A 23986-nucleotide genomic window follows, 5' to 3' on the forward strand; every position below is an offset into this window, starting at 1 on the left:
GCAACTACTGTGCCAGCTTGTCGAATACTTGCTAAAACGTTGATACTGCTGGGGTTTCGGGGGTTCGGGTCCGGACTGACCAGCGTGTCCTGCAAAACTTTCTTACCGCGACCGGCGTAAAAATTACATGCGCCGTCCAAAATTACGATTGCGCGCGATCCCGGCGGCGCTGAGCGTGATAGAACCCTCGCATGGCGGTCTGATAGAGCACGCTGACGTCGCTTTCCATCGATTCATACGCGTTTTGCAGGAATTTCCTGGGCTTCATGCGGCGGCGTTCTGCCTCTTCGCGGGGAGCGCCATCGTCGTGGCGGCTGGCATTCTTGCGGGAGAGTGCGGAAAGGTGCTTGGACATGGCCATGGCGTCAGTACCTGTAGAAAGGGTAGAAAAGGGAAGTTTTCAAAACCACCGGTCGAGCAATTTGCAAGAGTCGTACCCAACGCGCGGATGATCAGACGATCAGGCAGCGCCCGGCAGGTGTGCGATCCGGCGCGTGGCTGCCGTCGGCGCGTACCGGCGCCGTCCTGCAGCGCTTGTCCGACGCCTCGTCGATCCAGCGCTGCTCGATGGTGCTGTTCGCGGCGGGGGCGATGCCGACCGGCCGCATGTCCCGTCCGCCAGGAAAGCCAGGCCCGACGTCGAACAACCGGGCATGCGGGGCAATGAAGTCGTCGAACGCGGCAATGCGTTCACTGTTCATCAGCACCGGCAGCGCCACAAAACCCATAATTGCCAGCACTGTGTAAAGATGCTTTGCGTTGTCCATCGTCGTTTCCCGCCAGTGTCGTCGGACGCCCCGTCGACCGGGGCATCTCGGACATTCCCAGAGCAAAAGGTGTGCCCTGGCGCACGCGCACGGCGCGCCAACGCCGCGGCGCGGAGGACTACACTGGGATATCCAGCCAGAACGCAGAGCCCGCCATGAATCTCTCCGACCTCGGAAGCACCATCGCTCGTCGTTACGACGACGACATCATTTCCCGCCTCGTTGACTACGTCCGCATCCCCGCCAAGTCGCCGGCCTTCGATCCGAACTGGGCCGAGCATGGCTACCTGGCTGAGGTCATCACCTCGGCCAAGCTGTGGGCCGCTGCGCAAGGCATTGCCGGACTGCACGTCGAGATCGTCACGATCGACGGCCGCACGCCCTGCCTGTTTTTCGATGTCCCGGCCACGCAAGGCCTGGGCAGCGACCGCACCGTCATGTTCTACGGCCACCTCGACAAGCAGCCCGAAATGACAGGTTGGCGCGAGGACCTCGGCCCCTGGATCCCCAAGATCGAAGACGGCAAGCTGTACGGCCGCGGCAGTGCCGATGATGGCTATGCGCTGTATGCCGCGCTGACCGCCATCCTGGCCATCGACGCCCAGGGCGCGCCGCGCCCCCGCTGCGTGGGCCTGATCGAAACCTGCGAAGAAAGTGGCAGCTTCGACCTGCCCCCGTATCTGGCCATGCTGGCGCCCCGGCTTGGCGACGTCATGCTCGTGGTCGGCATGGATTCTGGCTGCGGCAATTACGACCAGCTATGGGTGACGACCTCATTGCGGGGCCTGGCCGGCGGCGTGTTGACAGTCGAAGTGCTGACCGAAGGCGTGCATTCGGGCATGGCCAGCGGGCTGGTCCCGTCGTCGTTCCGGATCGCTCGCCAATTGCTGAACCGGATCGACGATCCGGCCACTGGCACCGTGCTGCTGCCCGAGCTGCAGGCCGAAATTCCCGACGAACGGATGGAACAGGCCCGCACGGCGGGCGACATCCTGGGCGATCAGGTGTGGACGCAATTTCCGTGGGTCGGGTGTTCGCATGGCGCCGATGGCCATGCGCATGCCATGCCCACCACCACGGATCCGGTCGAAGGCATTTTGAACCGCACGTGGCGCCCTGCCCTGTCGGTGACCGGCGCGGCCGGCTTCCCCAGCATCGACGCGGCCGGCAACGTCTTGCGGCCCAAGACCTCGCTCAAACTGAGCATGCGGCTGCCGCCCACGGTCGACGGCCACTTTGCCGCGCAGGTCCTCAAACGCAAGCTGGAAGAAAATCCGCCGTATCAGGCCAACGTCCGCTTCGTCGGCGGTGAAGGCGCCACCGGCTGGAATGCGCCGGCCACGGCACCTTGGCTCAAGGACGCGCTCAATACTGCCTCGCAAGACGTGTACGGCAAGCCGGCGGCCTGGTTGGGTGAAGGCGGTACGATTCCGTTCATGGGGATGCTGGGCGAGTTCTTTCCGAAAGCCCAGTTCCTGATCACCGGCGTGCTGGGGCCCAAGTCAAACGCCCATGGACCCAACGAGTTTCTGCACATCCCCTATGTGAAGAAGCTGACGGCGGCCGTGGCGCAGGTGGTGGCCGGCGTACGCTAGACGCTCGTCATTCCTTGCCGCGCGCCTTGAGCAGCAGCCACGCGCACGTCAGTGCCGGCACGACCAGCACGGCGTACGCCACGGCATAGTTGCCGACCCCGTCGCTGCCGGCCGCCACCGCGATGGTGCTGAGCAAGGGTTGCCCGACGAACACCCCCAGGTAAGTGAACAACAGGGTGCCGCCGGTGGCCTGACCGATCAGGCCCGGTGGCGCCCGCCGCGCCACTTCCGCCAGAAAGACCCCGTTCCAGCCGATGCCCGACGCCCCATACACCGCGGCGATCACGGCCACCACCGCGAACGGCGTGGATTCCTGCAGCAGCGCCACGCCCACCGACGCCGCCGCCATCATCAAGGCCAGAATGCCCAGCAGGGTCCGCGGGGCCACCCATCGGTCGGCCACCACCCCCCACAGGATCCGGCCGACCACGCCCGCCACCTGGGAAATCGACAGGGCCACCCCCGCCGCGATCAGCGTCCAGCCCAACGACAGGTTCAGGAAAGTGACCAGGTACGAGGTCACCGCCAGCTGAATCGTTGAGAACAGCAACGAACACAAGGCCATCATGCGCAGGGCCGACGTGCGCCACACCAGTTGCACGGGCCTGATCAGGTCGCGCCATTGAAAGGCCGCCGGGGCGTCCCGATCCGCATCCAGCGCGCGTTGCACGGATTGTCCGATCAATGCGCACAGCACACAGGCAATGGCGGTCGACGCCAGCGCCAGCCGCCAGCCCACCAGGGCTTCGATCTGCGGCACGACCAGCGCGGCAATCACGCCGCCGACCGGCACGCCCGTCTGCTTGATCGAGAACACCAGCGACATGCGATGCGGCGGCGTCGTACGCAGCAGCAGGAAGGAACTGGCCGGCGTGATCGGCCCGTAGCCCATGCCCACCAGTACCGCGCCGATTGCCGCACACGGAAGATTGCCCACGCACAGCAAGCCCATGCCCACTGAGCTGATCAGCAAGGAGGCCTGACTGCAGCGCATGGCGCCAAACCGGCTCACCAGCGTGCCCCCGACCACGCTGGTGAACATGGCCGCGAAGTACACCAGCGCCATGTAGATGCCGATCAGGCTGGGCGACCACCCCAGGTCGCGCGTGACCACGGGCCCGACCACGGCGGGTGCGATTGTCGCGGCCGATGCCAGGGCCTGGATGGCCAGTGTGACGAACAGGACCCAGCCGGTGCCGGGCTGGCCCGGTCGGTTGCCTTGGGAAGACGCAGTGGAAGCAGAAGAAGCGGGGGAAGCAGGGGCAGGCGACATGCGGAGCGGGAGGACCGGTACGACCCCGGGGCGGGATCAAATGCGAAGGTAGCCTCTACTTTACCCGGTCCCGCCCTTGCCCCGCCATCCACATTCCGCACGGGCGCCGTCACGAGGCTTACACGCCGCGCTTGCCCAGGGCCTTGGCCAGCCCCTGCGTCACGGCCTCAATCACCTGCACGCGCGCCTGGCGCTTGCCGTCCGTGGCGACGACGTGCCATGGCGCACCAACGGTATCCGTTCGTTCGAACATGACATCCGCCGCGCGCCGGTAGTCTTCCCACTTGTCGCGGTTGCGCCAGTCGTCGGGGGTGAGCTTGAACCGTTTGAACGGCGTCTCGGCCCGCTCATTGAAGCGCCGCAACTGCTCTTCCTGCGACACGGCCAGCCAGAACTTCATCACCACCGCGCCGCTTTCCTGCAGTTGCGATTCAAAGTCGTTGATCTCGTCATACGCCCGGCGCCACACCTCGGCGCCGATCAGCTTTTCGACGCGTTCCACCAGCACCCGCCCATACCAGGACCGGTCAAAGATGGCGACGCGGCCATGCGTCGGCAGGCGATTCCAGAAGCGCCACAGGTAGGGGTGTGCCTTTTCCATGTCGGTGGGCGCGCTGACCGGCATGACCGAATACTGCCGCGCGTCCAGGGCGTGGGTAATGCGGCGGATGGCGCCGCCCTTGCCCGCCGCATCGATCCCTTCGAACACCAGGACCAGCGACCGGTCCTTGAACGCCTTGTTGCGCACCAGCTGGCCCAGCCGGGCCTGCGCCGCGTCCATCCGTACCTCGTACGACTCGGGCGCCATGGGCGCCGTCGGCAGCATGGCCGCGGGCATGCTGGCATGCGGCGACCGCCGCACGAACGCCGGGGCGCCTGCCTGCGCCGGCAGGGGCACGACCTTGGGCAACTTGCGATTGAAGGCATCCAGGAGCGCGGTGGCTGTCGTGACCATGCGCAGTCGGTCGTCCGCGCCCGGCACGACCTGCCACGGCGCGTGCGCCGATTGGGTCGCGGCAATGACCGTTTCGCCGGCGCGGCGCAGGCGATCGTAGCGTTTGTGGACCAGCCGATCGGCCTTCGATACCCGCCAGGCCGTGGCCGGATCGGCCAGCTGCTTGCGGATGCGGCTGGCCTGCGCATCGCGCGACAGGTGGTACCAGAGCTTGATGATCTGCACCCCGTCGGCCGCCAGCAGGGCCTCGAAACGCTGGATCTCGGCCGCCAGAAAGGCGATGGCGTCCGGGTCCGGCCGCTTGCTCGACGCTTCCGCCATCAGCGGTGCGTACCAGGAGTCGAACACGATCCCCAGCTGTCCCTTGGGCGGCAGCCCGTTCCAGTACTGCCACAGGGCCGGGCGTTGCGCCGACTCGGGCGTTTCGACGCCAAAGGCCAGGGTATGGATATTGCGCGGATCCATCCATTCATTGAGCTGATTGACCGTCGATCCCTTGCCCGCCCCGTCGATGCCGGCCACCACCAGCAACACGGTGCGGTCAGCCTTTTCGAGCAAGGCGTACTGCCGCTGTAGCAGCGCGGTGCGCAACTCTGCTTCGCGCACCGCGAAGTCGTCCTTGGACATGACGGGATCACGTTCTGCTGACTCGAACACATGGCTCTCCTGGTTATGGCCTCTGGAAGGCTTTACCACAGTCGCACGCAGGGGCACAAGGCGGCAGCCAGGAAGAGTCTGCTAATCTGAAATGATTCCTAATCCACGCATAGGAGCGCGAGCATGAGTACCCGCAGTGAGAAAGACACCTTCGGTCCGATCGATGTCCCCAACGAACATCTCTGGGGTGCGCAGACCCAGCGGTCCTTGCAATTCTTTGCGATCTCGACGGAAAAGATGCCGCCGCAGCTGATCGAGGCCCTGGCCTTCGTCAAGCGCGCCGCCGCCAAGGTCAACGCCGAACTGGGCGCGCTGGACCCCGCCATTGCCGACGCGATCCAGAAAGCCGCCGACGAAGTCATCGCCGGCAAGTGGCCGAACGAATTTCCGCTCAGCATCTGGCAGACCGGCTCGGGCACCCAGAGCAATATGAACATGAACGAAGTGCTCGCCAATCGCGCGTCCGAACTGATGGGCGGCGAACGTGGCGAAGCACGCAAGGTCCACCCGAACGATCACGTGAACCGCGGCCAGTCGTCCAACGACGTGTTCCCTACCGCCATGCACGTGGCGGCGGCCATGCAGGTCCAGTCGCACCTGCTGCCTGCCATTGCCCATCTGCGCGACACCATCTCGGCCAAGTCCAAGGCGTTCGACGACATCGTCAAGATCGGCCGCACGCACCTGCAGGACGCCACGCCGCTTACGCTCGGGCAGGAACTGTCGGGCCATGAAGCCATGCTCGCGCTGGCCGACGAACAGTTGCGCGCCGCAACCAAGAGCCTGTATCAGCTGGCGATTGGCGGCACCGCCGTCGGCACCGGCTTGAACGCGCACCCCGAATTCGCGACCCGCATGGCCACCGAGCTGGCCAAGGACACCGGCGTGCCGTTCGTGTCGGCGCCCAACAAGTTCCAGGCGCTGGCCTCGCATGAAGGCCTGCTGTTTGCGCACGGCGCGCTCAAGGCCCTGGCGGCCAGCGCCATGAAGATCGCCAACGACATCCGCTGGCTGTCGAGCGGCCCGCGGTCGGGCCTGGGCGAACTGAGCATTCCCGAGAACGAACCCGGCAGCTCCATCATGCCGGGCAAGGTCAACCCGACCCAGTCCGAAGCGCTGACCATGATTGCGGCCCAGGTCATGGGCAACGACGTCGCCCTGAACATCGGCGGCGCCAGCGGCAACTTCGAACTGAACGTGTTCAAGCCCGTCATCATCCACAACTTCCTGCAGTCGGTGCGCCTGCTGGCCGATGGCCTGGCCAGCTTCGACAAGAACTGCATGGTCGGCCTGGAGCCCAACCGCGACCGCATCGCCGAACTGGTCGACCGGTCGCTGATGCTGGTGACCGCGCTCAACCCGCACATCGGCTACGACAAGGCCGCCCAGATCGCCAAGAAGGCGCACAAGGAAGGCCTGTCGCTCAAGGAATCGGCGCTGGCCCTGGGCCACCTGACCGAAGAAGAGTTCGACAAGTGGGTCGTGCCGTCGGACATGACCGGCGAAAAGTAAGGGGACGAGCCGGCTGGGGCGCTAGCGGATGGGATGGCCCGGCGCCCGATGCCGGTAGATCCTGGCTCGTTCCGCCTCAGTGCCTGACCGGCGCGACGGCCGTTTCGCGCATGATGGCTTCGGGCGTGCGATAGCGTTCCGCCATCTCGCGTTCTTCGGCCGTCCGCAGCTGCGCCTGCATGTAGGCGCCCAGCGCGCGGGCATGGCCGACAATGAACGCACCGGTGTCCCGCCGCTGCGCTTCGTAGTCGACCAGCGCATCCGGAATACTGGCGTGGTGGGTCAAGGCCTCCACCAGCGCCATCGCGTCCCCCGCCGCTTTCGTCACGCCCATGCCGCAATGCGGCCGGGCCACGAAAGCGGCGTCCCCCAGCAAGGCCACCTGCCCCAGCGCAATGCGGGGGCTTTCCAGGTCAAAGATCGGCTGGAAAAACAGGTTTTCGGTCTTCTCCACCACTTCTGCAAATTGCGGCGCCAACACGTCGCGGGCGGCCTGTCGCGCCTGCGTGACGAACTCCGGCCGGATCAGTGGCGGCGGAATGCCGTCCATCCAGACCCGGCCCGTCGCGTCGGTGACCATGTCTCGAAAGGTCGTGGCTTCGTCCGCCGGCCGGTACCAGACGAAGTTGAAGCGCCGCCGGCCAGGCTCCACGCCATTGTGCTGGCCCGCGACCGGATAGGCGATCATCTGCTCGCACGGCGGAATGCCAAAGGCAAAGTAGGGGAACAGTTCTTCGCGTACCCGCTCGCTCAATACCGATTCGTCGACCAGGCCGCGCCACGCCACATAGCTGGCATACACCGGATTGGCATCGGGCAGCAGCGCCTTGCGGATGGTTGACCGCAGGCCGTCGGCGGCGACTACCAGGTCGGCCTGATCGCGATAGCCATCCCGGAACACCAGGTGCACGGCGCCGTCACGCTGTTCGATAGCCGCCAGTTCCCGGCCGTTGTGATACCGGTCGGCAGGAAAAGCGGATTTCAGAATGCTGTACAGGCGGCCCCAGGCGGTCAGCACCTGCGGCATGGCGCGCCGGCCCAGCACCGACCCATCCTGGGCCAGCGTGATCCGTTCCTGCACCGACACGCCAATCGCGTCATCGGTGGGCAGGCCCATGGCCGCCAGAGCCTCCATCAATTCCGGATGGGTCACGATGCCCGCGCCCCGCCCTTCCAGTTCGTCGGCCACCCGCTCGTGCACGTGGACGTCCCATCCGGCTCGCAGCAGCAGATTGGCGGCAAACAGGCCGCCCAGCGACCCGCCCACGACGATGGCCCTGCGAGATTCAGTCTTTCCGGATTCAGTCTTGCGCGCTTCAGTCATGACGGCCCCCCGATTGCACGACGTCGGCCAGAGCTTCGGCCGCTGGAAAATTCAATTCGATGGTGACGCCCGACGGGTCTTCCATGAACACCTGGTGCAGCCCCATGTCGGGCACTGTGCGCTCGCGGCATTCCAGGCCGGCCTCTTTCAGGCGCCGCCGCATGTCAGCCAGGTCGGTGGCCAGGAAGGCCACGTGGTCGATCGCGCCGCTGCCGTGCAGGCTCGACTCGTCCATCTCGCCCAGGTATTCGGTCAGGCCCGAAGGATCGTCCTTGTCGATTCCGATGATGTGGACCACGCCGTAGTCGGCTTCATCGCCGCCGCGATACAGCCAGACGCCGGGAAACTTGAACGCCGGCCGATAGCCTTCCTTGAAGCCCAGGATCCCGGTGTAGAAGCGGCGCGTGGCCTCAATATCCGTGGTGCGCACAGAAAAATGAGCCAGCTTGCTGATCGGCATGATCGTCTCCGTTAAGTTATCGATGGATAAATACTAAGCGCGTTTGTCCGCCGCCTGCAAGCCTTCACGCAGCAAACCGGCCTAGGGTTTCCCCCTCTGTTGATCGATTGACAAATAAGCCGCCAGAACTCAAAGTTATCGAATGATAAACAGCAATGCATCCCGTCCGGGACATGCCGATCAGGAGACCCACATGCCACTGCCTTCCCCCCACCGCCCCGCTCTGCGACTGGCCTCGACCGCCGTGCTGATGGGCGTTTGCGCCCTGGCGCATGCACAGGCCATCAAGATCGGACTGCCCGTTCCGCTGACCGGCCCCTACGGCGCCGAAGCGCAGGACCAGGTGCGCAATGCCGAACTGGCCACCAAGGAATTCAACGACGCCGGCGGCCTGGGCGGGCGCAAGGCAGAACTGCTGGTACGGGATGACCGGCTCAACCCTGGAGAAGCCGCCACCCGCGCGCTGGAACTGATCGAAAAGGAAGGCGTCCGCTTCATCGTGGGGGGACTGTCGGCGGCCACGCAACTGTCGATCAACAACGTGACCAAGCAGCGCAAGGTGCTGTATGTGTCGATCAGTCAGTCCGACGCGATCAACGAAGCCACCGACGCAAGCCCCTATACCTTTCATGAAGCGCTGAACCCGCACATGACGACCCAGGCAGTGGGCAAGTACGTCTTCAAGCGCGGCATGAAAGTCGCCTTCCTGACGGCCGATTACGCCTATGGCCATGAAATGACGCGCGGCTTTACCGCTGTCGCAAAAGAGATGGGCGCCGAGGTGGTTGGCGAAGTCAAGCATCCCCTGGGCGCGACCGATTTCTCGGCCTTCCTGCCTCGCATCCGCGCCATGAATGCCGACGTGCTGGTGTTCAACAACTTCGGCGCCGACAACCGCATCTCGATCAAGCAGGCCGGCGACTTCGGCATGAAAAAACAGATGCGCTTCGTCACGCCCATCCTGACCTACACCGCACGGGTGTCGGGCGGCGCCAGCACCTATGACGGCGTCATCGGCGGCACGCAGTACTACTGGAAGCTGCAGGACACCGTGGCATCGGCCAAGACCTTCAACGCGGCGTTTCGCGCGGCCAACAAGGATCGCTATCCGTCCGACTACGGCGCGATGGCCTATTCCGCCGTCAAGTCGCTGTTGATGGCGGTCAAGACGGCGGGCTCCACCGAACCGGACAAGGTCGCCTCGGCGCTGCGCGCGCTCAAGTACGACACCTACAAGGGCGCACAGTACTACCGTGGCTGCGATCAGCAATCGGTGCAGTCGGTGCTAGTGATCCAGTCGGCGGCGGCCCAGGCCAGCAACCCCGATGAAGTGTTCAAGGTGCTGCACGTGGAACCGCCCAGCGAGACCCTGCTGCGTTCGTGCGAGACGCTAGGCTTCAAGGGCTGACGTGCCCCCTTTTCAGGAAGATCCCGCATGACATTCGATCTCATCGCCCTGCAGTTGTTCACCGGACTGGCACTGGGCGCCATCTATGTGTTGCTGGCCGTGGGGCTGTCGCTGATCTTCGGCATGCTGACCGTGGTCAACTTCGCGCACGGTGCGTTCTACATGCTGGGCGCGTACGCCGGCTTTTTCGTGGCCGAGAAAACCGGCAGCTTCTGGCTCGCCATGCTGCTGGCGCCGATCATCGTGGCCGCGATCGGCATGGTGTGCGAACGCTGGCTGATCCGGCCGCTGTATGGCCGCGGGATCGACTATCCCCTGCTGCTGACCTTCGGCCTGGCCTACATGATGGTCGAAGCCGTGCGGATGATTTTTGGCCGCGCGGGTCTGCCCTTCGATACGCCCGAGATCCTTCAGGGCGCGACCAACCTGGGCTTTGCCGACTTCCCCACCTATCGCCTGTTCGTGATCGGCGTCGTGGTCGCGCTGCTGGTGGTGCTGTGGTTCTTCATCGAAAAGACGTCGCTGGGCCTGATCGTGCGGGCCGGCGCGCGGGATCCGGTCATCGTGCGGGTGCTGGGCGTCGACATCTCCAAGGTCTGGCTGATCGTGTTCGGTGTCGGCACGGGTATCGCTGCCCTGGCTGGCGTGCTGGCCGCGCCGCTGCAAGGCGTGTCGCCCGACATGGGGACGTCGGTCCTGATCGTTGCCTTCGTCGTGACCGTGGTCGGCGGCATGGGCTCGCTGACTGGCGCCGTGGTCGCGGGACTGCTGGTAGGCATCGCCGAAAGCATGTCCGTGCTCTTCTTTCCCGAGGCCGCCAAAGTCTCGATGTTCGTCATCATGGCCATCGTGCTCCTGTTCCGTCCGCAAGGGCTGTTCGGTCGCGCCGGCCTCATGACCTGAAACCCTAGCGAGTCATCATGAGCGAATCCCTCCATCCCCCCCTTCCGGCGGCGCCGTCCCGTCCGGTGCCCGCGCTGGCCTGGCCCGGCTTTGTCGCGCGCCACCGGGTGCTGTTCACCCTGGCCTTCTTTGCCGTGTTCCCCTGGCTGATGCCCTATCAGTCGGTGGCCATCAACATTCTGATCTTCGGTCTGTATGCGGTCGGCTTCAACCTGCTGTTCGGCTATACCGGTCTGCTGTCGTTCGGGCATGCGGCCTTCCTGGGGGTCGGCGGCTACACCGCCGGCATCCTGATCGCGCAGCACGGCGCGGCCTGGTGGTGGGCCATCCCCGCCGCCGTGGCCATGGCCGCCGTGGTCGCGCTGGTGATGGGCCTGCTGGCCATTCGCACCCGCGGCATCTATTTCGCGATGGTCACGCTGGCGCTGTCGCAGTGCGTGTACTTCCTGGTCTATCAGCTGCCGGCGTCGGGCGGCGAGAACGGGCTGCGTGGCGCCAACGTGGCCGACGTGTCGCTGTTCGGTCTGCACCTGAACCTGCTGGACCCCATGGAGAAGTACTACTTCATGCTGGCCTTCGTGGCGGTGGCGCTGGTGGCCCTGTCGCGGATTCTGGCATCGCCCTTCGGCGGCGTGATCGAAGCCATCCGCGAGAACGAATCACGGGCCCGGGCCTGCGGCTTCAACGTCGAACGCACCAAGCTGCTGGCCTTCGTGCTGTCCGCGGCGTTCTGCGGACTGGCCGGGGCGCTGTACGCGATCCACCTGTCCAGCGTCGCCATCGAAACGCTGGCCTACACCACGTCGGGCATGGTGGTCATGCTCTGCCTGCTGGGCGGCATGGGCACCTACTTCGGCCCGTTTGTCGGGGCCGCCCTGTTCCTGGTCATCCAGGATGTCATCTCGGAATACACCGAAAACTGGCAGCTGTACGTGGGCGCCGTGTTCGTGTTCTTCGTGCTCTTCTTCCCGAAAGGCGTCTGGGGCACCCTGCTGGAGAAACTTCGCCATGACCGCTGAACGCCTGGACGACACCCTTCATGACACACTGATCGAGACCCGCAACGTGAGCAAACGGTTTGGCGGATTCCTGGCGCTCAAGGACATCTCGGTCCGCATTCCGCGTGGCCGTCTCACGTCGATCATCGGTCCCAACGGCGCGGGCAAAAGCACCTACTTCAACATGCTGTCGGGAGCGCATGCGCCCAGCGGCGGTCAGGTCATCTTCGACGGCCAGGACATCACGGGCCTCAAGCCGCACGACTTCGCGCACATCGGCATTGCCAAGTCCTTCCAGATCACCAACCTGTTTCCGCGCTTCACGGCGCTGGAAAACGTACGGATCGCCTTGCAGGCGCATGTGTCGCGCTACGGTCTGTGGCGCAAGCGGGCGAGCCTGGCCGGACTGGAAGAACGCGCCATGGACCTGCTGCGCACGGTCGGCCTGCAGGAACGGGCGCGGCATCGCGCGCATGAACTGGCGCACGGCCAGCAGCGCAGCCTGGAGATCGCGGTGGCGCTGGCGGCCGACCCCAAGCTGCTCTTGATGGATGAGCCGACGGCAGGCATGAGTCCGGAAGAGACCAAGACGATGATGCATCTGATCCGCGAACTGGTCGAGGCGCGCACGGTCGTGCTGGTCGAACACAAGATGAAGATGGTCATGGGCATCAGCGACCGGATCGTCGTGTTGCATCACGGCGAACTGCTGGCCGAAGGCACCCCCGACGACATCCGCTGCGACGAGCAGGTCAAGCGGGTCTACCTGGGCCAGGGCAATCATTGAAAGAGGCAACCATCATGCTGCACATTCAAGATCTTCATGCCTGGTATGGCGAGGCCCACGTGCTGCAAGGCGTGAACCTGCAGGTCAATCAGGGCGAACTGGTCTGCCTGGTGGGCCGCAACGGCGCGGGCAAGACCACCACCGTCAAAAGCGTGGCCGGGCTGATGACCAAGGTGAAAGGGTCCATCCGTTTCGATGGCCAGGAAATCCTGGGCCTGCCGGCGCATGCCCGCTATGCGCGCGGCCTGGCCTACGTGCCCGAAGAACGGCGCATCGTCCCCGGGCTGACCGTGCGCGAGAACATCCGCCTGGGCCTGCTGCGTTCGCCGCTGCATGCGCGCGAATCGGAAATCATTGACGAGATTGCCGACACCTTTCCGCGGCTGAAGGAACGCCTGGATCAGCAGGCGGTGACCATGTCCGGCGGCGAGCAGCAGATGCTGACGATCGCGCGCGCCATGGCGGCCAAGCCCAAGTTCGTGCTGCTGGACGAGCCGTCGGAAGGCATCATGCCGCTGCTGGTCGATGAGATGTTCGAGTACTTCACGGCGCTGAAGAAGTCGGGCGTCACCATCCTGCTGATCGAGCAGAACGTGGAACTGGCGCTTCGGATCGCCGACCGCGCGTACATTCTGGACCAGGGGGAAGTGGTGTACGCCAATGATGCGACGGCCATGCTGGCGGATGCGTCGATCCAGGAGCGTTACTGCGCCGTGTGAACGCAGGGGGCGCGGCGCCGCGCCGCGCAGCGCCCCGTGCTGGGCTCAGCCCTTGCGCAGGTCCGCCATCACGCGCGGGGCGCCGTGCAGGAAGGCGGCGACCTTGGTCTCGATCAGTCCGTCGATATCCTTCGGGATCTTCAAGCCGTAGATCCACTTGCGCACCCCCAGATAGAAGATGCTGGCGTGCAGCGCCCACACCAGTTCGATCTCCGGTTCCAGTTCAGCCGCCCCCACCGGCGCCGCAATGCCGTACTCGTGGCGGATCTCGGCCAGCACCGGCAGGAACACCTTGGACCGCAGCTTGCTCAGGTAGGTGTTGTTGATCCCTTCACGCGTCAGGCCCGCAAAGATGAAGATGCGTATCCACTCTTCACGCAGGATCACGCGCGCGTAATCGCTGTAGAAGGACACCAGCCGGGCCGCCAGCGGAATGCTGCGGTCGGTCAGCACCGTTTCCCACGTCGGGCGCCAGCTGAACACTTCGCTGTACACCCGGTCGATCAGGGCTTCCTTGCTTGGAAAATAGCGGTACAGCAGCGGCTGCGTCACGCCGATTTCGCGGGCCAGCTCCCGGGTGCTGCCCGAAAAACCATGCCGCGTGAAGTGCTCGATCGCCTTCGCCACGATCTGCTGTTCGCGCTGTTCGGGCGCGAGGCGCTTCATGCCGGGGATGGGTTCCGAGTCGGAAGCGGGGGCGGCGACGGCTTTCGTTGACTTGACCATGACCTTGGGTGTCGATTGCAGAAACGGGTTGGCGAAAAAAATGCAGGCGCCGACTGATTATCAGTCGATCACCTGCACGATCTCATGCGGGTTGTCTGTCGTCAAGCCAGGGTCGTCACTTCTTCCCGCTCACCTCGGCCCCTGCCGTCAACGACAGTCCGCGGAAGTACCAGATCGACAGAAAGAAGGCGATGCCGATCAGCAGATAGCCGGGCATCACATCCCGTGCTTCCAGCACCGTCACCCCGCGCAGATGCATGCTGGTCTTGAGCGAGAATGCGGCAAGCGCCACCCCCAGGCTGATCGCCAGCTGCTGGGCCACGCTGGCCAGGCCCGTGGCCCGGCCCATCTGCTCGGACGTGATGTCGGCATAGGCCAGGGTATTGACCGCAGTCAGCTGCAAGGACCGGAAGAAGCCGCCCAGCAGCAGCACGGCCAGGATCACCATGTGGGGCGTGTCCACGTCGAACAGGATGCAGCCCATGATCGACAGACCCGTCAGAATCGCATTGACCATCAGTACCTTGCGAAAGCCCGCACGCTGGATGATGCGCGGCGCGGTCACCTTCATGGCCAGCGCACCGACCGCGCCGGAAAAGGTCAGCATGCCGGCGGCAAACGGCGTCAAGCCGAACCCGACCTGCAACTGCATGGCCAACAGGAAAGGCACCGCGCCAACCGCCAGCCGGCACAGATTGCCGCCCACGATGGCCGTGGAAAAAGTCGGAACCTTCAGCAGGCTGAAGTCCAGGATGGGATGCGGCGTGCGGCGCGCATGCAGGATGTACAGCCAGCCGCACAGCAGGCCGCCGGCCACCATGGCGCCGGTGGCCAGGGGCGACAGCACGCCATGCGCCATGGCATCGAAAGAGAACACCAGGCTGGCCAGGCACAGGCCGGTCAGAATGAAGCCGATCACATCCAGCGGCTGTGCCTGCCCGCCATCGATGTTCTTGATATGGCGCAGCACCAGCACCACACCCAGCAAGCCGATCGGCACGTTGATGAAAAAGATCCATCGCCACGAGGTATAGGTGACCAGGAAGCCGCCCAGCGCCGGCCCCATGATCGGCCCCAGCAGCGCGGGCATGCTCAGGAACGACATGGCGCGCACCATCTCGCTTTTCTTGACCGATCGCAGCAGCACGATGCGGCCCACGGGCACCATCATGGCGCCGGCAAAGCCTTGCACCACGCGGCCGCACAGCAGTTGCGGCAGGGTCTGCGCGAACCCGCAACCCATCGACGCCACCGTGAACAGCGCGATCGCGGCCGCGAACACCTGGCGCGCGCCGAAGCGGTCGGCGGCCCAGCCACAGATCGGCACGAACACCGCCACACTGAGCAGGTACGCGGTGATCGCAATGTTCATGCGCACCGGATCCTCGTTCAAGGACACGGCCATGGCGGGCAGCGCGGTCGCGATCACGGTTGCGTCGAGCATCTGCATGAACAGGGCACAGCCCACGATCAGCGGCACAACCATGGGCGAGATGCGCGCGCCGATGCGTTGCAGAAGGGGCAGATCGTTGGTGTGGTGATACATGGCGTCCCCTAGTTTCCGAGCAGGGTCAGTGCGTTGACGGCCTTGGCCAGCGCCGCGCGTTCAGCTGCCGGCAGGCTGGCAACCCGCCTGGCGAGCCAGTCCGTGCGCAGCCGCCGCACGTCGCTGATCAATTGCTCGGCCTGCCTGGTGATGGCCAGCCCCACGCGCCGGCGATCGGCGTGCAGCGTCTGGTCGCGCACCACATAGCCCTGCTCTTCCAGCTGCTTGATGTGCGTGCTCATGGTGGCGGTCCGCATGTTTTCGCGGACGGCCAGATCGCTGACGCCAATGCCGGGTTCCTTGCCGATGGTGGTCAGCACCATGACCATCAGCGGCGAGACGCCCAGGGACAGGGTCTCGCGCCGCAACTGGCGGTTCAGGCGCAGGATGGCCGGCCGCAGCGCGGCGGCAAGTTCAACGGATGCGGTGGAAGGCAGGTCGGGTCGGTCGGGCAGGTCGGGCATGAAGGCGCCGGCGGCGGGACCGCGGCCCCGCGCTCGGATAGTTAGTTAATCTAACTATATGATACGCCCGTTGCACGCCGCCGCAAAGGGCCGGGTCATGACACCCGGTGACGGCGTGCGACAAAGGTTTACAGCACGCCGGATGCGCCGCCGTCCAGATTGATGCTGCTGCCGGTCACGTAGCTGGCGGCTGAAGACGCCAGGAACACGATGACGTTGGCGGCTTCTTCGGCTTCCCCGACGCGCTTGAGCGGAATGTCCTTGGCAAAGTCGGTGTAGAAGTCATCGATGGCCACGCCCTTCGCCGCGGCGTTCTTTTCGTGCTGGCCCGCCTTGATCTTCCCGATGCAGACGGCATTGACCAGGATGTTGTCGCCGGCCAGTTCTTTGGACAGCGCCTTGGTCAGGGCCAGTCCGGCCGCGCGGGATACCGAAGTCGGCATGGACGTTGCGGCCGGTTGCTTGCCGCCGATGGTCGACAGGTTGATGATCCGGCCGCCTCCCTGCTTTTTCATGTGCGGGATCGCGGCGCGCGAGCAGCGAATGGCGCCATAGACCTTGAGCTCCATGTCGCCGGCCCAGTCTTCGTCCGTCATCTGCAGGAACGGACCGCGCTTGGACGTGCCCGCGTTGTTCACCAGGATGTCGATGCGGCCGAAGGTGCTGTCTACCGCCGCAAAAAAGGCATCGATGCTGGCCGGCTGGCTGATGTCGGCGGCCATGCCGAACACGTCGCCGCCCAGGTCCTGCAATTGTTTGACGGTGCGTTCCACCGATTCGGCGGTGCGTGCGCAGATCGCCACGCGGGCGCCTTCTTCCACGAATTTGCGCGCGGTCGCGTAGCCGATGCCTGCGGTTGCGCCAGTCACGACGGCAACCTTGCCTTGAAGTCCGAGTTCCACGTTGTGCTTCCTGTAATGAATGAATGCGTGAATGAATCTGAAAGCGGGGTGCCGGGCGTATGGTCGCCAGTTGGCGGGGGCGCGTCAAACGGTATGATCGGTCGCACCGTCACGCCTGCGCCCGCTGCCCCATGCCCGAACTGCCCGATCCCGCGGCCATCCGCGACTACCACGCCCATATCTATTACGACCCGGCCACGACCCGCGACGCCGCGGCGCGCCTGCGCGATGCCATCGCCGAGCGCTTCGAGGTGCGCCTGGGCCGCTGGCATGACGTGCCGGTCGGGCCGCACACGGCGGCGATGTATCAGGCGCTGTTCGCACCGGCACTGTTTGCAAGCTTCGTGCCGTGGCTGATGCTCAACCGGGACGGACTCGATATCCTGGTGCATCCGGACACCGGGTGGCCGCGGCGGGACCATCTGTCGCACGGCATCTGGCTGGGGCAGACGCGGGCGATCAAGGGCGAACGGCTTTCGGAACGGGACGGCGCCCCGGCCTGATCCGCAATACCCGCCTTAACCGCTGGTTAACGCACGTTGACGAATGGTCGCTCGTGCGTCAACCATGGCGTCCCTACACTGATCCGGTCTCTTCCTTTCCGGGTCCGTGCCATGAATTCCCTGCATCGCCGTCGTCTGCTCGCTGTCCTGTCCTCGCTGGCGATTGCGCCGGTTCTGCATGCGACCGCGCACGCCCAGACCGCGACCAACGGCTACCCCAACCGGCCCGTCAAGGTCGTCGTGGCCTGGTCGCCGGGTGGCGCAACCGATCTGCTGGCGCGCACGGTGTCGATCGAACTGAGCAAGCAGCTCGGGCAACAAGTTGTCGTCGACAACCGGCCGGGCGCGAACGGCACGATCGGCCACGCGCAGGTCGCCCATGCCGCGGCCGACGGCTACACACTGGTCCTGGCGACCAACAGCACCTATGCGATCGCGCAGCATCTGTACAAAAGCCTGCCCTATCAGCAGGAACGCGACCTTGCGCCCATCGCCCTGCTGGCCGCCAGCCCGCTGATCCTAGCCGTACGCCCCGGGCTGGAGGCGCGCAGTGTGCAGGATCTGCTCGCACAGGCACGCAAGACGCCCGGCAAGCTCAATATTGCGTCGGGCGGCAATGGGTCGACCAGCCACCTTGCAGCCGAACTCTTCATGTCGTTGACAGGCACAACCTTTACGCACGTGCCCTACAAGGGCGGCGGTCCGGCCACCCAGGCGGTCGCTGCCGGCGAAGTCGATGCCGCGTTCCTGGACCTGGGCGTGGCCGCGCCGTTCGCCAACACCGGCCGGCTGCGCGCCATCGGGGTGACCGGCAACACCCGCTCCACGCAACTGCCCGATGTGCCCACCGTCAGCCAGTCGGGCGTGCCGGCCTTCGAGTCGACCACGACCTTTGCGTTGTTTGCACCCGCCGCCACGCCCAAGGCGGTGGTCCAGCAGCTTGCCACCGCCACCCGCGCATCGCTGGCCAACCCTGAACTGCGCGACAAGCTGCAACGCCAGGGGGTCGAGATCGTGAACGCCGGCCCTGAAGAACTGGCTCGCTCGGTCACGACGGAAAGCACCAAGTGGGGCGCGATCATCCGCGACCGCCACATCTCGCTGGATTGATCATGACGCTTCCCCATTTCCCGGCTCGCGCGCCGCGCGTGGCCGTCGTGGGCGCCGGCCCGATAGGCTGCGCGACCGCCGCTGCCCTGGCCACCCGTGGCCATCACGTTTCCATGTGGTCACCCACCGGCGCGCGGCTGACGATCGACCCATCGCCGTCGAGCGAAGGCGATGGCCATGCCGTGCGCACGTCGACCGCCCGCTTCACCTGTACTGGCGCGCTGGACACCACGATCCGCGTCGATTGGCTGGCGGATGCGACCCGGCTGTGCGATGCGGACATCGTTGTCGTGTGCCTGCCCGGCAACGCGTATGCCGACGTGCTGACCGCGCTGGCGCCCCACTGGCGCACCGGGCAGCAGGTCATCATCAGCGGCGCGCTGTCGCTGGTGTCCTTGTGGATCGCCGACGAGGCCGCGCGCCGCGGTGTGTCGCTGCAAGTCACGGCCTGGGGCACGACGCTGACCACGGCGTACTTCCGGCCCGATGGCCTGCTGCACCTGAACCGGTGGCGCGACCGCATCGACCTGGCCACGACCGGCGGCCGGCCTCACGATGCCTTGGCCACCTGCGAGCGGCTGTTTGGCGAGCGCTTCGTGGCATCGGACAGCCTGCTGGCGCCCACGCTGGCCAACATCAATCCCATCGCACACGCGGCCGAGGTGATTCCCAACCTGTCGCGGATGGAACGCGGCGAAAGCTGGCCGCTGTTCGGCTGCTTCAATCGTGCAGTGGCGCGGCTGGCGGACCGGCTCGATGCGGAGCGGCTGGCGGTGGCGCAGGCCTTTGGCCTGTCCTTGCCGACCTTGCAGCAGCATTACCAGAAGTCCTATGGCGTGCCGTTTGGTCCGCTCGAAGATATGGCGCAGGCCATTCACGAGGGCGGCATGGGTCCCGACGGGCCGGCGAGTCTGTCGCATCGCTATGTGATCGAGGATGCGCCCTTTGGCCTGGCTTTCCAGGAAGCCCTGGGGCGACTGGCCAACGTGCCCACGCCGACCTTGAGCAGTGCACTGACGATCTTCGATGCGGTCTACGAGACGGATTGGCGCCGGCGCAATTTCCTGCCCGATGCGCTGGGCCTGGCGGCCGATACGCCGGCGTCCCTGCAGGCACGGTGCCGGCAGGACCCGCCTAGGCGCTGACGCCGTGCGTCGCGGCACGGAACGCGGCCACGGCGCCATGCCGGCCGGCACTGAGCCGATACACCAGTGCAATCGGCACGGGCGCCGGCGCAGGCGACAGCGGCACCTCGACCAGGGTGCCGCGCGCCAGGCGGTCGGCACAGGCGCACCGCGCCAACAGCGTCAATCCCAGCGATTGTTCGGCCAGTTCCAGATTGGTGATGGCGTTGGTGGACTCGATGGCCGGCGCAATCGGCGCCAGCCCCTGCTGCAACAGCAGTTGTTCGACCATCATGCGCGCATGGGTGGGCCGCGGCGGCAGGATCCAGGCGGCCGTCCGCAGTTCGGACCAGGGCATCGGCTCATGCCGCTGCGCCATGGGGTGGTCCGGCGAACACACGGCGATCCACGGCTCGCTGCCCACCTGCTCGATCACGAAGCCGTCGGGCCGCAGCGCGCCCAGCTCGGACGGGGTGTTCATCGTGATCAGGACATCGATGTCGCCCGCCTCGAGCTTGCGGCAGATGTCCACCAGCCGGCCTTCGATGATGCGCACCGGCGGATGGTTGCCATCGACCTGCAGGCGTCGAAGGATCGCGGGCACCCAGGTCCACGCCAGAAACGGCGGGCCGCCGATCTTCAGCGTCGGATTGGTGCCACTGCGGTTTTCACGCAACGCGTCGGCCAGTTGCCCGACTTCGGACAACAGCAGCCGCGCACGCTCGATCACCAGCTCCCCCGCGGATGTGGCCACCACGCCGCGAGGCAGACGATGAAACAACGCCACGCCAAAAAGCGACTCTATTTCGCGCAGCCCCTTGCTGACGGCCGCCGTGCTCAGGCACAGTGCAAGTCCGGCAGCGCGCATCGTGCCGGCATCTGCCAGTGTGCTGACGAGTTCGAGCTGTCGCATCCGGAGCGATGCCATCAAGCGCTGCGTATCGTTCATGTCGCGGTTCCCTGCACTGTTCCCTGCCCGTTCTCTCGCTGAGTCCAACCATCATGACACACCCCTTGCCACGGATTGCCCTGCTCGCCACTGGCGGCACGATCGCGGGCCTGGCTGACGACGCCGCCGACCTGATCGGCTATCGCGCGGCGCAACTGGGCATCGCCGCCCTGCTGGCGCGCATGCCTGCGCTCGACGGCCTGGCCACCCTGGTTGCCGAAGACATCGCCGCGATCGACAGCAAGGATGCGACACCTGCCTTCTGGCAGGCCGTCGGCCAGCGGGTGCAGGCGGCAGTCGACGATCCCGCCATTGACGCGGTGGTGCTGACACATGGGACCGACACCCTGGAAGAGACGGCCTGGTATCTCGACCTGACCGTGCAGACGCGCAAGCCGGTCGTGCTGACCGGTGCGATGCGTCCGGCCAGCGCGACCCTGTCCGATGGTCCGCAGAACCTGACGGATGCCGTGCGGGTGGCGGCCGACCCGCGCGCCGCAGGCCGGGGCGTGCTGGCGGTGATGAATGCCCGCATCCTGGCGGCGCGCCGCGTCGCCAAGCAACATACGTCGTCGCTCGATGCCTTCGGCCTGCGCGACGACGCGATCGGTGCGGTGTACGACGGCGCGATCCGCTGGCGGGATCCCTTGCCAAGAATGGCGGCGCCGGTGTCGCCGTTCTCGGTGCGCACACCGCTGGCAGCGGTCGACATCGTGGTCGGCTATGCCGGTTGCTCGACGGCGCCCATCGACGCGCTGGTGGCCGAAGGCGTTGCCGGTCTGGTGTGGGCCGGCACCGGCAACGGCGCCGTGCCGACCACCGTGGCGGCGCGGCTGCGCGCCGCGACCGACGCCGGGGTGGTGGTCGTGCGGGCCAGCCGTGGCGGCCGCGGCACGGTTACGCGCTGCGCGCCCGACGACGACCAACCCTTCCTCCATTCGGGTGATCTGGACCCCGGCAAAAGCCGTGTCCTGCTGATGCTTGCGCTGGGCGCCGGCGAGGCTGCTGCCGCGCTGCAGGGCCGCTTCGACGCCGTGGCCACACCCCGGGTAACGCCCTAGTCCGGGCGCCCGGCAAATAGTTGATTTCTGCAACTTCTTGGTGGTATCGTTGGCCGACCTCGTAGTTGACATCGACAACGATCTAGAAAAACGGAGGCGCAGCGTCCAGCATGTCGGGCGGTGCGACCATCCGACCACGGAGACAACCATGCGCGCCATCCGAACGCTCACGACCGCGGTGCTCGCCGCGACCTTGGCCGTCCCTGCCCTTGCCTGGGCACAAGCCGCCGGCTCGGCCGACGGCTATCCGAAAAAGGCCATCCACATCATCGTCCCGTACACGGCGGGCGCGATCAACGATGTGCTTGCCCGGCGCGTCGGCGCCAAGCTGTCGGAAGCGCTCAAGCAACCGGTCATTGTCGAAAACCGGCCGGGCGGTGGCACGGCGATCGGCACCGAATACGTCGCGCGCGCGGCGCCCGACGGCTACACCCTGCTCCAGATTGCGGCGTCGCATTCGATCAATCCCAGCCTGGTGCCCGACCTGCCCTACGACTCGATCAAGGACTTCAGCTTCATCACGCTGGCGGCCACGTCGCCGTATGTGCTGATCGTGGCGCCGGCTTTGCCGGTCAAGACGGTGGCCGACCTGGTGGCGATGGCCAAGGCCAAGCCCGGCGCACTGTCGTTCTCATCGACCGGCAATGGCGGCACCGCCCACATGATGGGCGAATTGCTGAACAGCCTGGGCGGCGTGAAGACCCTGCACATTCCGTACAAAGGCGGTGCGCAGGCCACGACCGACCTCGTCAGCAACCAGGTGCAGTTCTCGTTCAGCACCTATACCGGCGCGCAGTCCTTCATCAAGGCGAATCGCGTGCGCCCGATCGCAACCACGGGCGCCAAACGCATGTCGGCGCTGCCGGACCTGCCCACCATCGGCGAGACCCTGCCCGGCTATGACGCCGCCGGATGGTGGGGCTACGCTGCGCCCGCCGGCACGCCGCCGGCGATCGTTGCGAAACTCAACCAGGAACTGGTCAAGATCCTGCAGACGCCGGAAATGAAGGAGACCTTCAGCGCGGAAGGCGTTGAAATGCTGGGCACCACGCCCGATGCCTTCAAGCAGCACATCCAGCGTGAAATGGGCGTGTGGGGCAAGCTCGTCAAAGACGCCAACATCACGGTCAACTGACATGCGGCTTGCCAGGTGGTCGCTGTTCCATTACCGCCTGCCCTATCAGCAGGAGATCGTCTGGGCCAACGCCATCGAATCCGAAGGCTGCTACAGCCTGCTGCGGCTCGAGTCGGATGACGGCGCGGTCGGACTTGCCGAAGGCACGGTCAAGGCCACCTGGTCGGGCGTCTCGTTCCGCTCGCTCACGGCCGTGCTCGACGATCTGCTCATGCCTGCGCTGGCCGCCGTCGATGTGGGCGACGCCGCCGCAGTCAGCACGGCATTGGCGCCCTTTCCCGAAAACCGGCTGGCCAAAGGCATGGTGGAAACCGCCTGCGCCATGCTGCGCGCATCGTCGGCCGGCCAGCCCTTGTGGAAGTATCTGGGCGGCACGGCCGGCGTGGACGTGACCTGGACCGTCACCCGCCAATCCCCCGGCGCCATGGCGCGCGAAGCCGCGGACCGAGTCCAGTCGCTCGGGCTGCGCGCGCTCAAGGTCAAAGGTGGGCAGGGCATGGACACCGATCGCGACGCCATCCGCCGTATCCGTGCGGCCGTGGGCGATGCCATCGTGCTGAATGTCGATGCCAACAGCGCCTACCGGCCGAGCGAAGCCGCCGCGTATGTGCGCATGCTGGAAGACGAAAGCGTCGCCATCGCCGAAGACCCCTGTCCGCTCGAAGCCGACAGCCACTTCCAGGCGCTGCAGCACAGCGTGGGCATACCCATCCTGGTCGACAGGGCCTGCACCACGGCCACCGATGCCCGGCTGTTCCTGGAACGGGGCGCCCGGGCACTGAGCACCAAGCCCGGCCGCATCGGCATGGCCGAAGCGGGCGTCATCGGCGCGCTGGCGCAGGCTCGCGGTGCACGGGTCGCCGTGGGCATCTATGCAGAAAGCGCACTGGGCACACTCATCAACCTGCAGCAGGCCGCCGCGGTTCCCGACGGGTTGCGGCTGATGCCGGCCGAGCAGACCTTCTTCCTGACGTTGACCCGCCAGGTGACGGCGCTGCCCCTGACGGTGACGCGCGGGCGCATTGTGCTGCCCGATGTCGCATCGCCCGACGACTATGTGGACTGGGACAGGATCCAGGCCTACGCCGCATAGCCGTCGAACGAGGAC

Annotated in this window: 24 protein-coding genes; 13 read left to right on the forward strand and 11 right to left on the reverse strand. The window is 65.9% G+C overall.

The genetic code is table 11. The features are described 5' to 3' along the window. Positions 1–142 precede the first annotated feature (142 nt). Both IE116_RS10775 and IE116_RS10780 read right to left on the reverse strand, forming a co-directional pair. The gene (locus IE116_RS10775) at positions 143–361 is read right to left on the reverse strand and encodes a hypothetical protein (protein WP_189612302.1); all 219 of its coding nucleotides are present in this window, start codon (positions 359–361) and stop codon (positions 143–145) included. Between the two features lie 91 nt (positions 362–452). Beyond that, positions 453–767, reverse strand: a complete 315-nt coding sequence (locus IE116_RS10780; protein WP_189612304.1) for a hypothetical protein — start codon at positions 765–767, stop codon at positions 453–455. A 155-nt stretch (positions 768–922) separates the two neighbouring features. On the opposite strand from IE116_RS10780, the gene IE116_RS10785 reads away from it, so the two are divergent. Beyond that, on the forward strand, positions 923–2362 hold the full coding sequence (locus IE116_RS10785) for a M20 family metallopeptidase (RefSeq protein WP_189612306.1): 1440 nt from the start codon (positions 923–925) through the stop codon (positions 2360–2362). Positions 2363–2369: 7 nt separating this feature from the next. On the opposite strand, the gene IE116_RS10790 is transcribed toward IE116_RS10785, so the two are convergent. Together IE116_RS10790 and pap are read right to left on the reverse strand one after the other, a co-directional pair. Then, complete coding sequence (locus tag IE116_RS10790) at positions 2370–3635, reverse strand: MFS transporter (RefSeq protein ID WP_189612308.1); 1266 nt, start codon at positions 3633–3635, stop codon at positions 2370–2372. A gap of 118 nt (positions 3636–3753) precedes the next feature. Continuing rightward, positions 3754–5247 (reverse strand): polyphosphate:AMP phosphotransferase, encoded by a 1494-nt coding sequence (gene pap / locus IE116_RS10795; protein WP_189612310.1) that lies wholly within the window; start codon positions 5245–5247, stop codon positions 3754–3756. Between the two features lie 123 nt (positions 5248–5370). On the opposite strand from pap, the gene fumC reads away from it, so the two are divergent. Then, the gene (fumC, locus tag IE116_RS10800; protein WP_189612311.1) at positions 5371–6759 is read left to right on the forward strand and encodes a class II fumarate hydratase; all 1389 of its coding nucleotides are present in this window, start codon (positions 5371–5373) and stop codon (positions 6757–6759) included. A gap of 76 nt (positions 6760–6835) precedes the next feature. On the opposite strand, the gene IE116_RS10805 is transcribed toward fumC, so the two are convergent. Together IE116_RS10805 and IE116_RS10810 are read right to left on the reverse strand one after the other, a co-directional pair. Continuing rightward, positions 6836–8083, reverse strand: a complete 1248-nt coding sequence (locus IE116_RS10805; protein WP_189612313.1) for an FAD binding domain-containing protein — start codon at positions 8081–8083, stop codon at positions 6836–6838. Next, positions 8076–8543 (reverse strand): VOC family protein, encoded by a 468-nt coding sequence (locus IE116_RS10810; RefSeq protein ID WP_189612315.1) that lies wholly within the window; start codon positions 8541–8543, stop codon positions 8076–8078. Before IE116_RS10810 ends, IE116_RS10805 begins: the two co-directional genes overlap by 8 nt. A 250-nt stretch (positions 8544–8793) precedes the next feature. Here IE116_RS10810 and IE116_RS10815 point away from each other — a divergent pair, with 250 nt between their 5' ends. Genes IE116_RS10815 through IE116_RS10835 form a run of 5 tightly spaced genes read left to right on the forward strand, consistent with a single transcriptional unit; the run spans position 8794 to position 13358 of the window. Beyond that, positions 8794–9951 carry an ABC transporter substrate-binding protein gene (locus IE116_RS10815; RefSeq protein WP_189614567.1) on the forward strand — a complete coding sequence of 386 codons (1158 nt, stop codon included), beginning with the start codon at positions 8794–8796 and terminating at the stop codon, positions 9949–9951. A 27-nt stretch (positions 9952–9978) separates the two neighbouring features. Next, on the forward strand, positions 9979–10854 hold the full coding sequence (locus IE116_RS10820) for a branched-chain amino acid ABC transporter permease (RefSeq protein ID WP_189612317.1): 876 nt from the start codon (positions 9979–9981) through the stop codon (positions 10852–10854). Positions 10855–10871: 17 nt separating this feature from the next. Beyond that, positions 10872–11873, forward strand: a complete 1002-nt coding sequence (locus IE116_RS10825; protein ID WP_189612319.1) for a branched-chain amino acid ABC transporter permease — start codon at positions 10872–10874, stop codon at positions 11871–11873. Beyond that, complete coding sequence (locus IE116_RS10830; RefSeq protein ID WP_189612321.1) at positions 11863–12639, forward strand: ABC transporter ATP-binding protein; 777 nt, start codon at positions 11863–11865, stop codon at positions 12637–12639. Before IE116_RS10825 ends, IE116_RS10830 begins: the two co-directional genes overlap by 11 nt. Before the next feature lie 14 nt (positions 12640–12653). Then, on the forward strand, positions 12654–13358 hold the full coding sequence (locus IE116_RS10835) for an ABC transporter ATP-binding protein (RefSeq protein ID WP_189612323.1): 705 nt from the start codon (positions 12654–12656) through the stop codon (positions 13356–13358). Positions 13359–13403: 45 nt separating this feature from the next. Here the strand turns inward: IE116_RS10835 and IE116_RS10840 are convergent, their stop codons facing one another. The 4 genes from IE116_RS10840 to IE116_RS10855 form a co-directional block, all read right to left on the reverse strand. Beyond that, a complete protein-coding gene (locus IE116_RS10840; protein WP_189612325.1) occupies positions 13404–14084 on the reverse strand; it encodes a TetR/AcrR family transcriptional regulator in 681 nt (226 codons plus the stop codon). Positions 14085–14199: 115 nt separating this feature from the next. After that, complete coding sequence (locus IE116_RS10845) at positions 14200–15630, reverse strand: DHA2 family efflux MFS transporter permease subunit (protein WP_189612327.1); 1431 nt, start codon at positions 15628–15630, stop codon at positions 14200–14202. 8 nt (positions 15631–15638) lie between these two features. After that, positions 15639–16094, reverse strand: coding sequence for a MarR family winged helix-turn-helix transcriptional regulator (locus IE116_RS10850; RefSeq protein WP_189612329.1), 456 nt, complete (start codon positions 16092–16094; stop codon positions 15639–15641). Between the two features lie 128 nt (positions 16095–16222). Beyond that, positions 16223–16996, reverse strand: coding sequence for an SDR family NAD(P)-dependent oxidoreductase (locus IE116_RS10855; RefSeq protein WP_189612331.1), 774 nt, complete (start codon positions 16994–16996; stop codon positions 16223–16225). Between the two features lie 131 nt (positions 16997–17127). Between IE116_RS10855 and IE116_RS10860 the strand changes: the two genes are divergently transcribed. The 3 genes from IE116_RS10860 (at position 17128) to IE116_RS10870 (ending at position 19754) form a co-directional block, all read left to right on the forward strand. Continuing rightward, positions 17128–17499 (forward strand): DOPA 4,5-dioxygenase family protein, encoded by a 372-nt coding sequence (locus IE116_RS10860; RefSeq protein ID WP_189612333.1) that lies wholly within the window; start codon positions 17128–17130, stop codon positions 17497–17499. A 111-nt stretch (positions 17500–17610) separates the two neighbouring features. After that, the gene (locus IE116_RS10865; protein ID WP_189612335.1) at positions 17611–18609 is read left to right on the forward strand and encodes a Bug family tripartite tricarboxylate transporter substrate binding protein; all 999 of its coding nucleotides are present in this window, start codon (positions 17611–17613) and stop codon (positions 18607–18609) included. A 2-nt stretch (positions 18610–18611) separates the two neighbouring features. After that, a complete protein-coding gene (locus IE116_RS10870; RefSeq protein ID WP_189612336.1) occupies positions 18612–19754 on the forward strand; it encodes an NAD/NADP octopine/nopaline dehydrogenase family protein in 1143 nt (380 codons plus the stop codon). On the opposite strand, the gene IE116_RS10875 is transcribed toward IE116_RS10870, so the two are convergent. Beyond that, positions 19744–20682 carry a LysR family transcriptional regulator gene (locus tag IE116_RS10875; RefSeq protein WP_189612339.1) on the reverse strand — a complete coding sequence of 313 codons (939 nt, stop codon included), beginning with the start codon at positions 20680–20682 and terminating at the stop codon, positions 19744–19746. The genes IE116_RS10870 and IE116_RS10875 overlap by 11 nt on opposite strands. Positions 20683–20735: 53 nt before the next feature. Between IE116_RS10875 and IE116_RS10880 the strand changes: the two genes are divergently transcribed. From IE116_RS10880 to IE116_RS10890, 3 genes are all read left to right on the forward strand, one after another. Further along, on the forward strand, positions 20736–21743 hold the full coding sequence (locus IE116_RS10880) for an asparaginase (RefSeq protein WP_189612341.1): 1008 nt from the start codon (positions 20736–20738) through the stop codon (positions 21741–21743). Between the two features lie 148 nt (positions 21744–21891). Then, positions 21892–22878 (forward strand): tripartite tricarboxylate transporter substrate binding protein, encoded by a 987-nt coding sequence (locus tag IE116_RS10885; RefSeq protein WP_189612343.1) that lies wholly within the window; start codon positions 21892–21894, stop codon positions 22876–22878. Between the two features lies 1 nt (position 22879). Further along, complete coding sequence (locus tag IE116_RS10890; protein ID WP_189612345.1) at positions 22880–23971, forward strand: mandelate racemase/muconate lactonizing enzyme family protein; 1092 nt, start codon at positions 22880–22882, stop codon at positions 23969–23971. Positions 23972–23986 lie beyond the last annotated feature (15 nt).

Source organism: Pigmentiphaga litoralis, assembly GCF_014651835.1.
In the GTDB taxonomy this organism is placed as follows: Bacteria; Pseudomonadota; Gammaproteobacteria; order Burkholderiales; family Burkholderiaceae_B; genus Pigmentiphaga; species Pigmentiphaga litoralis.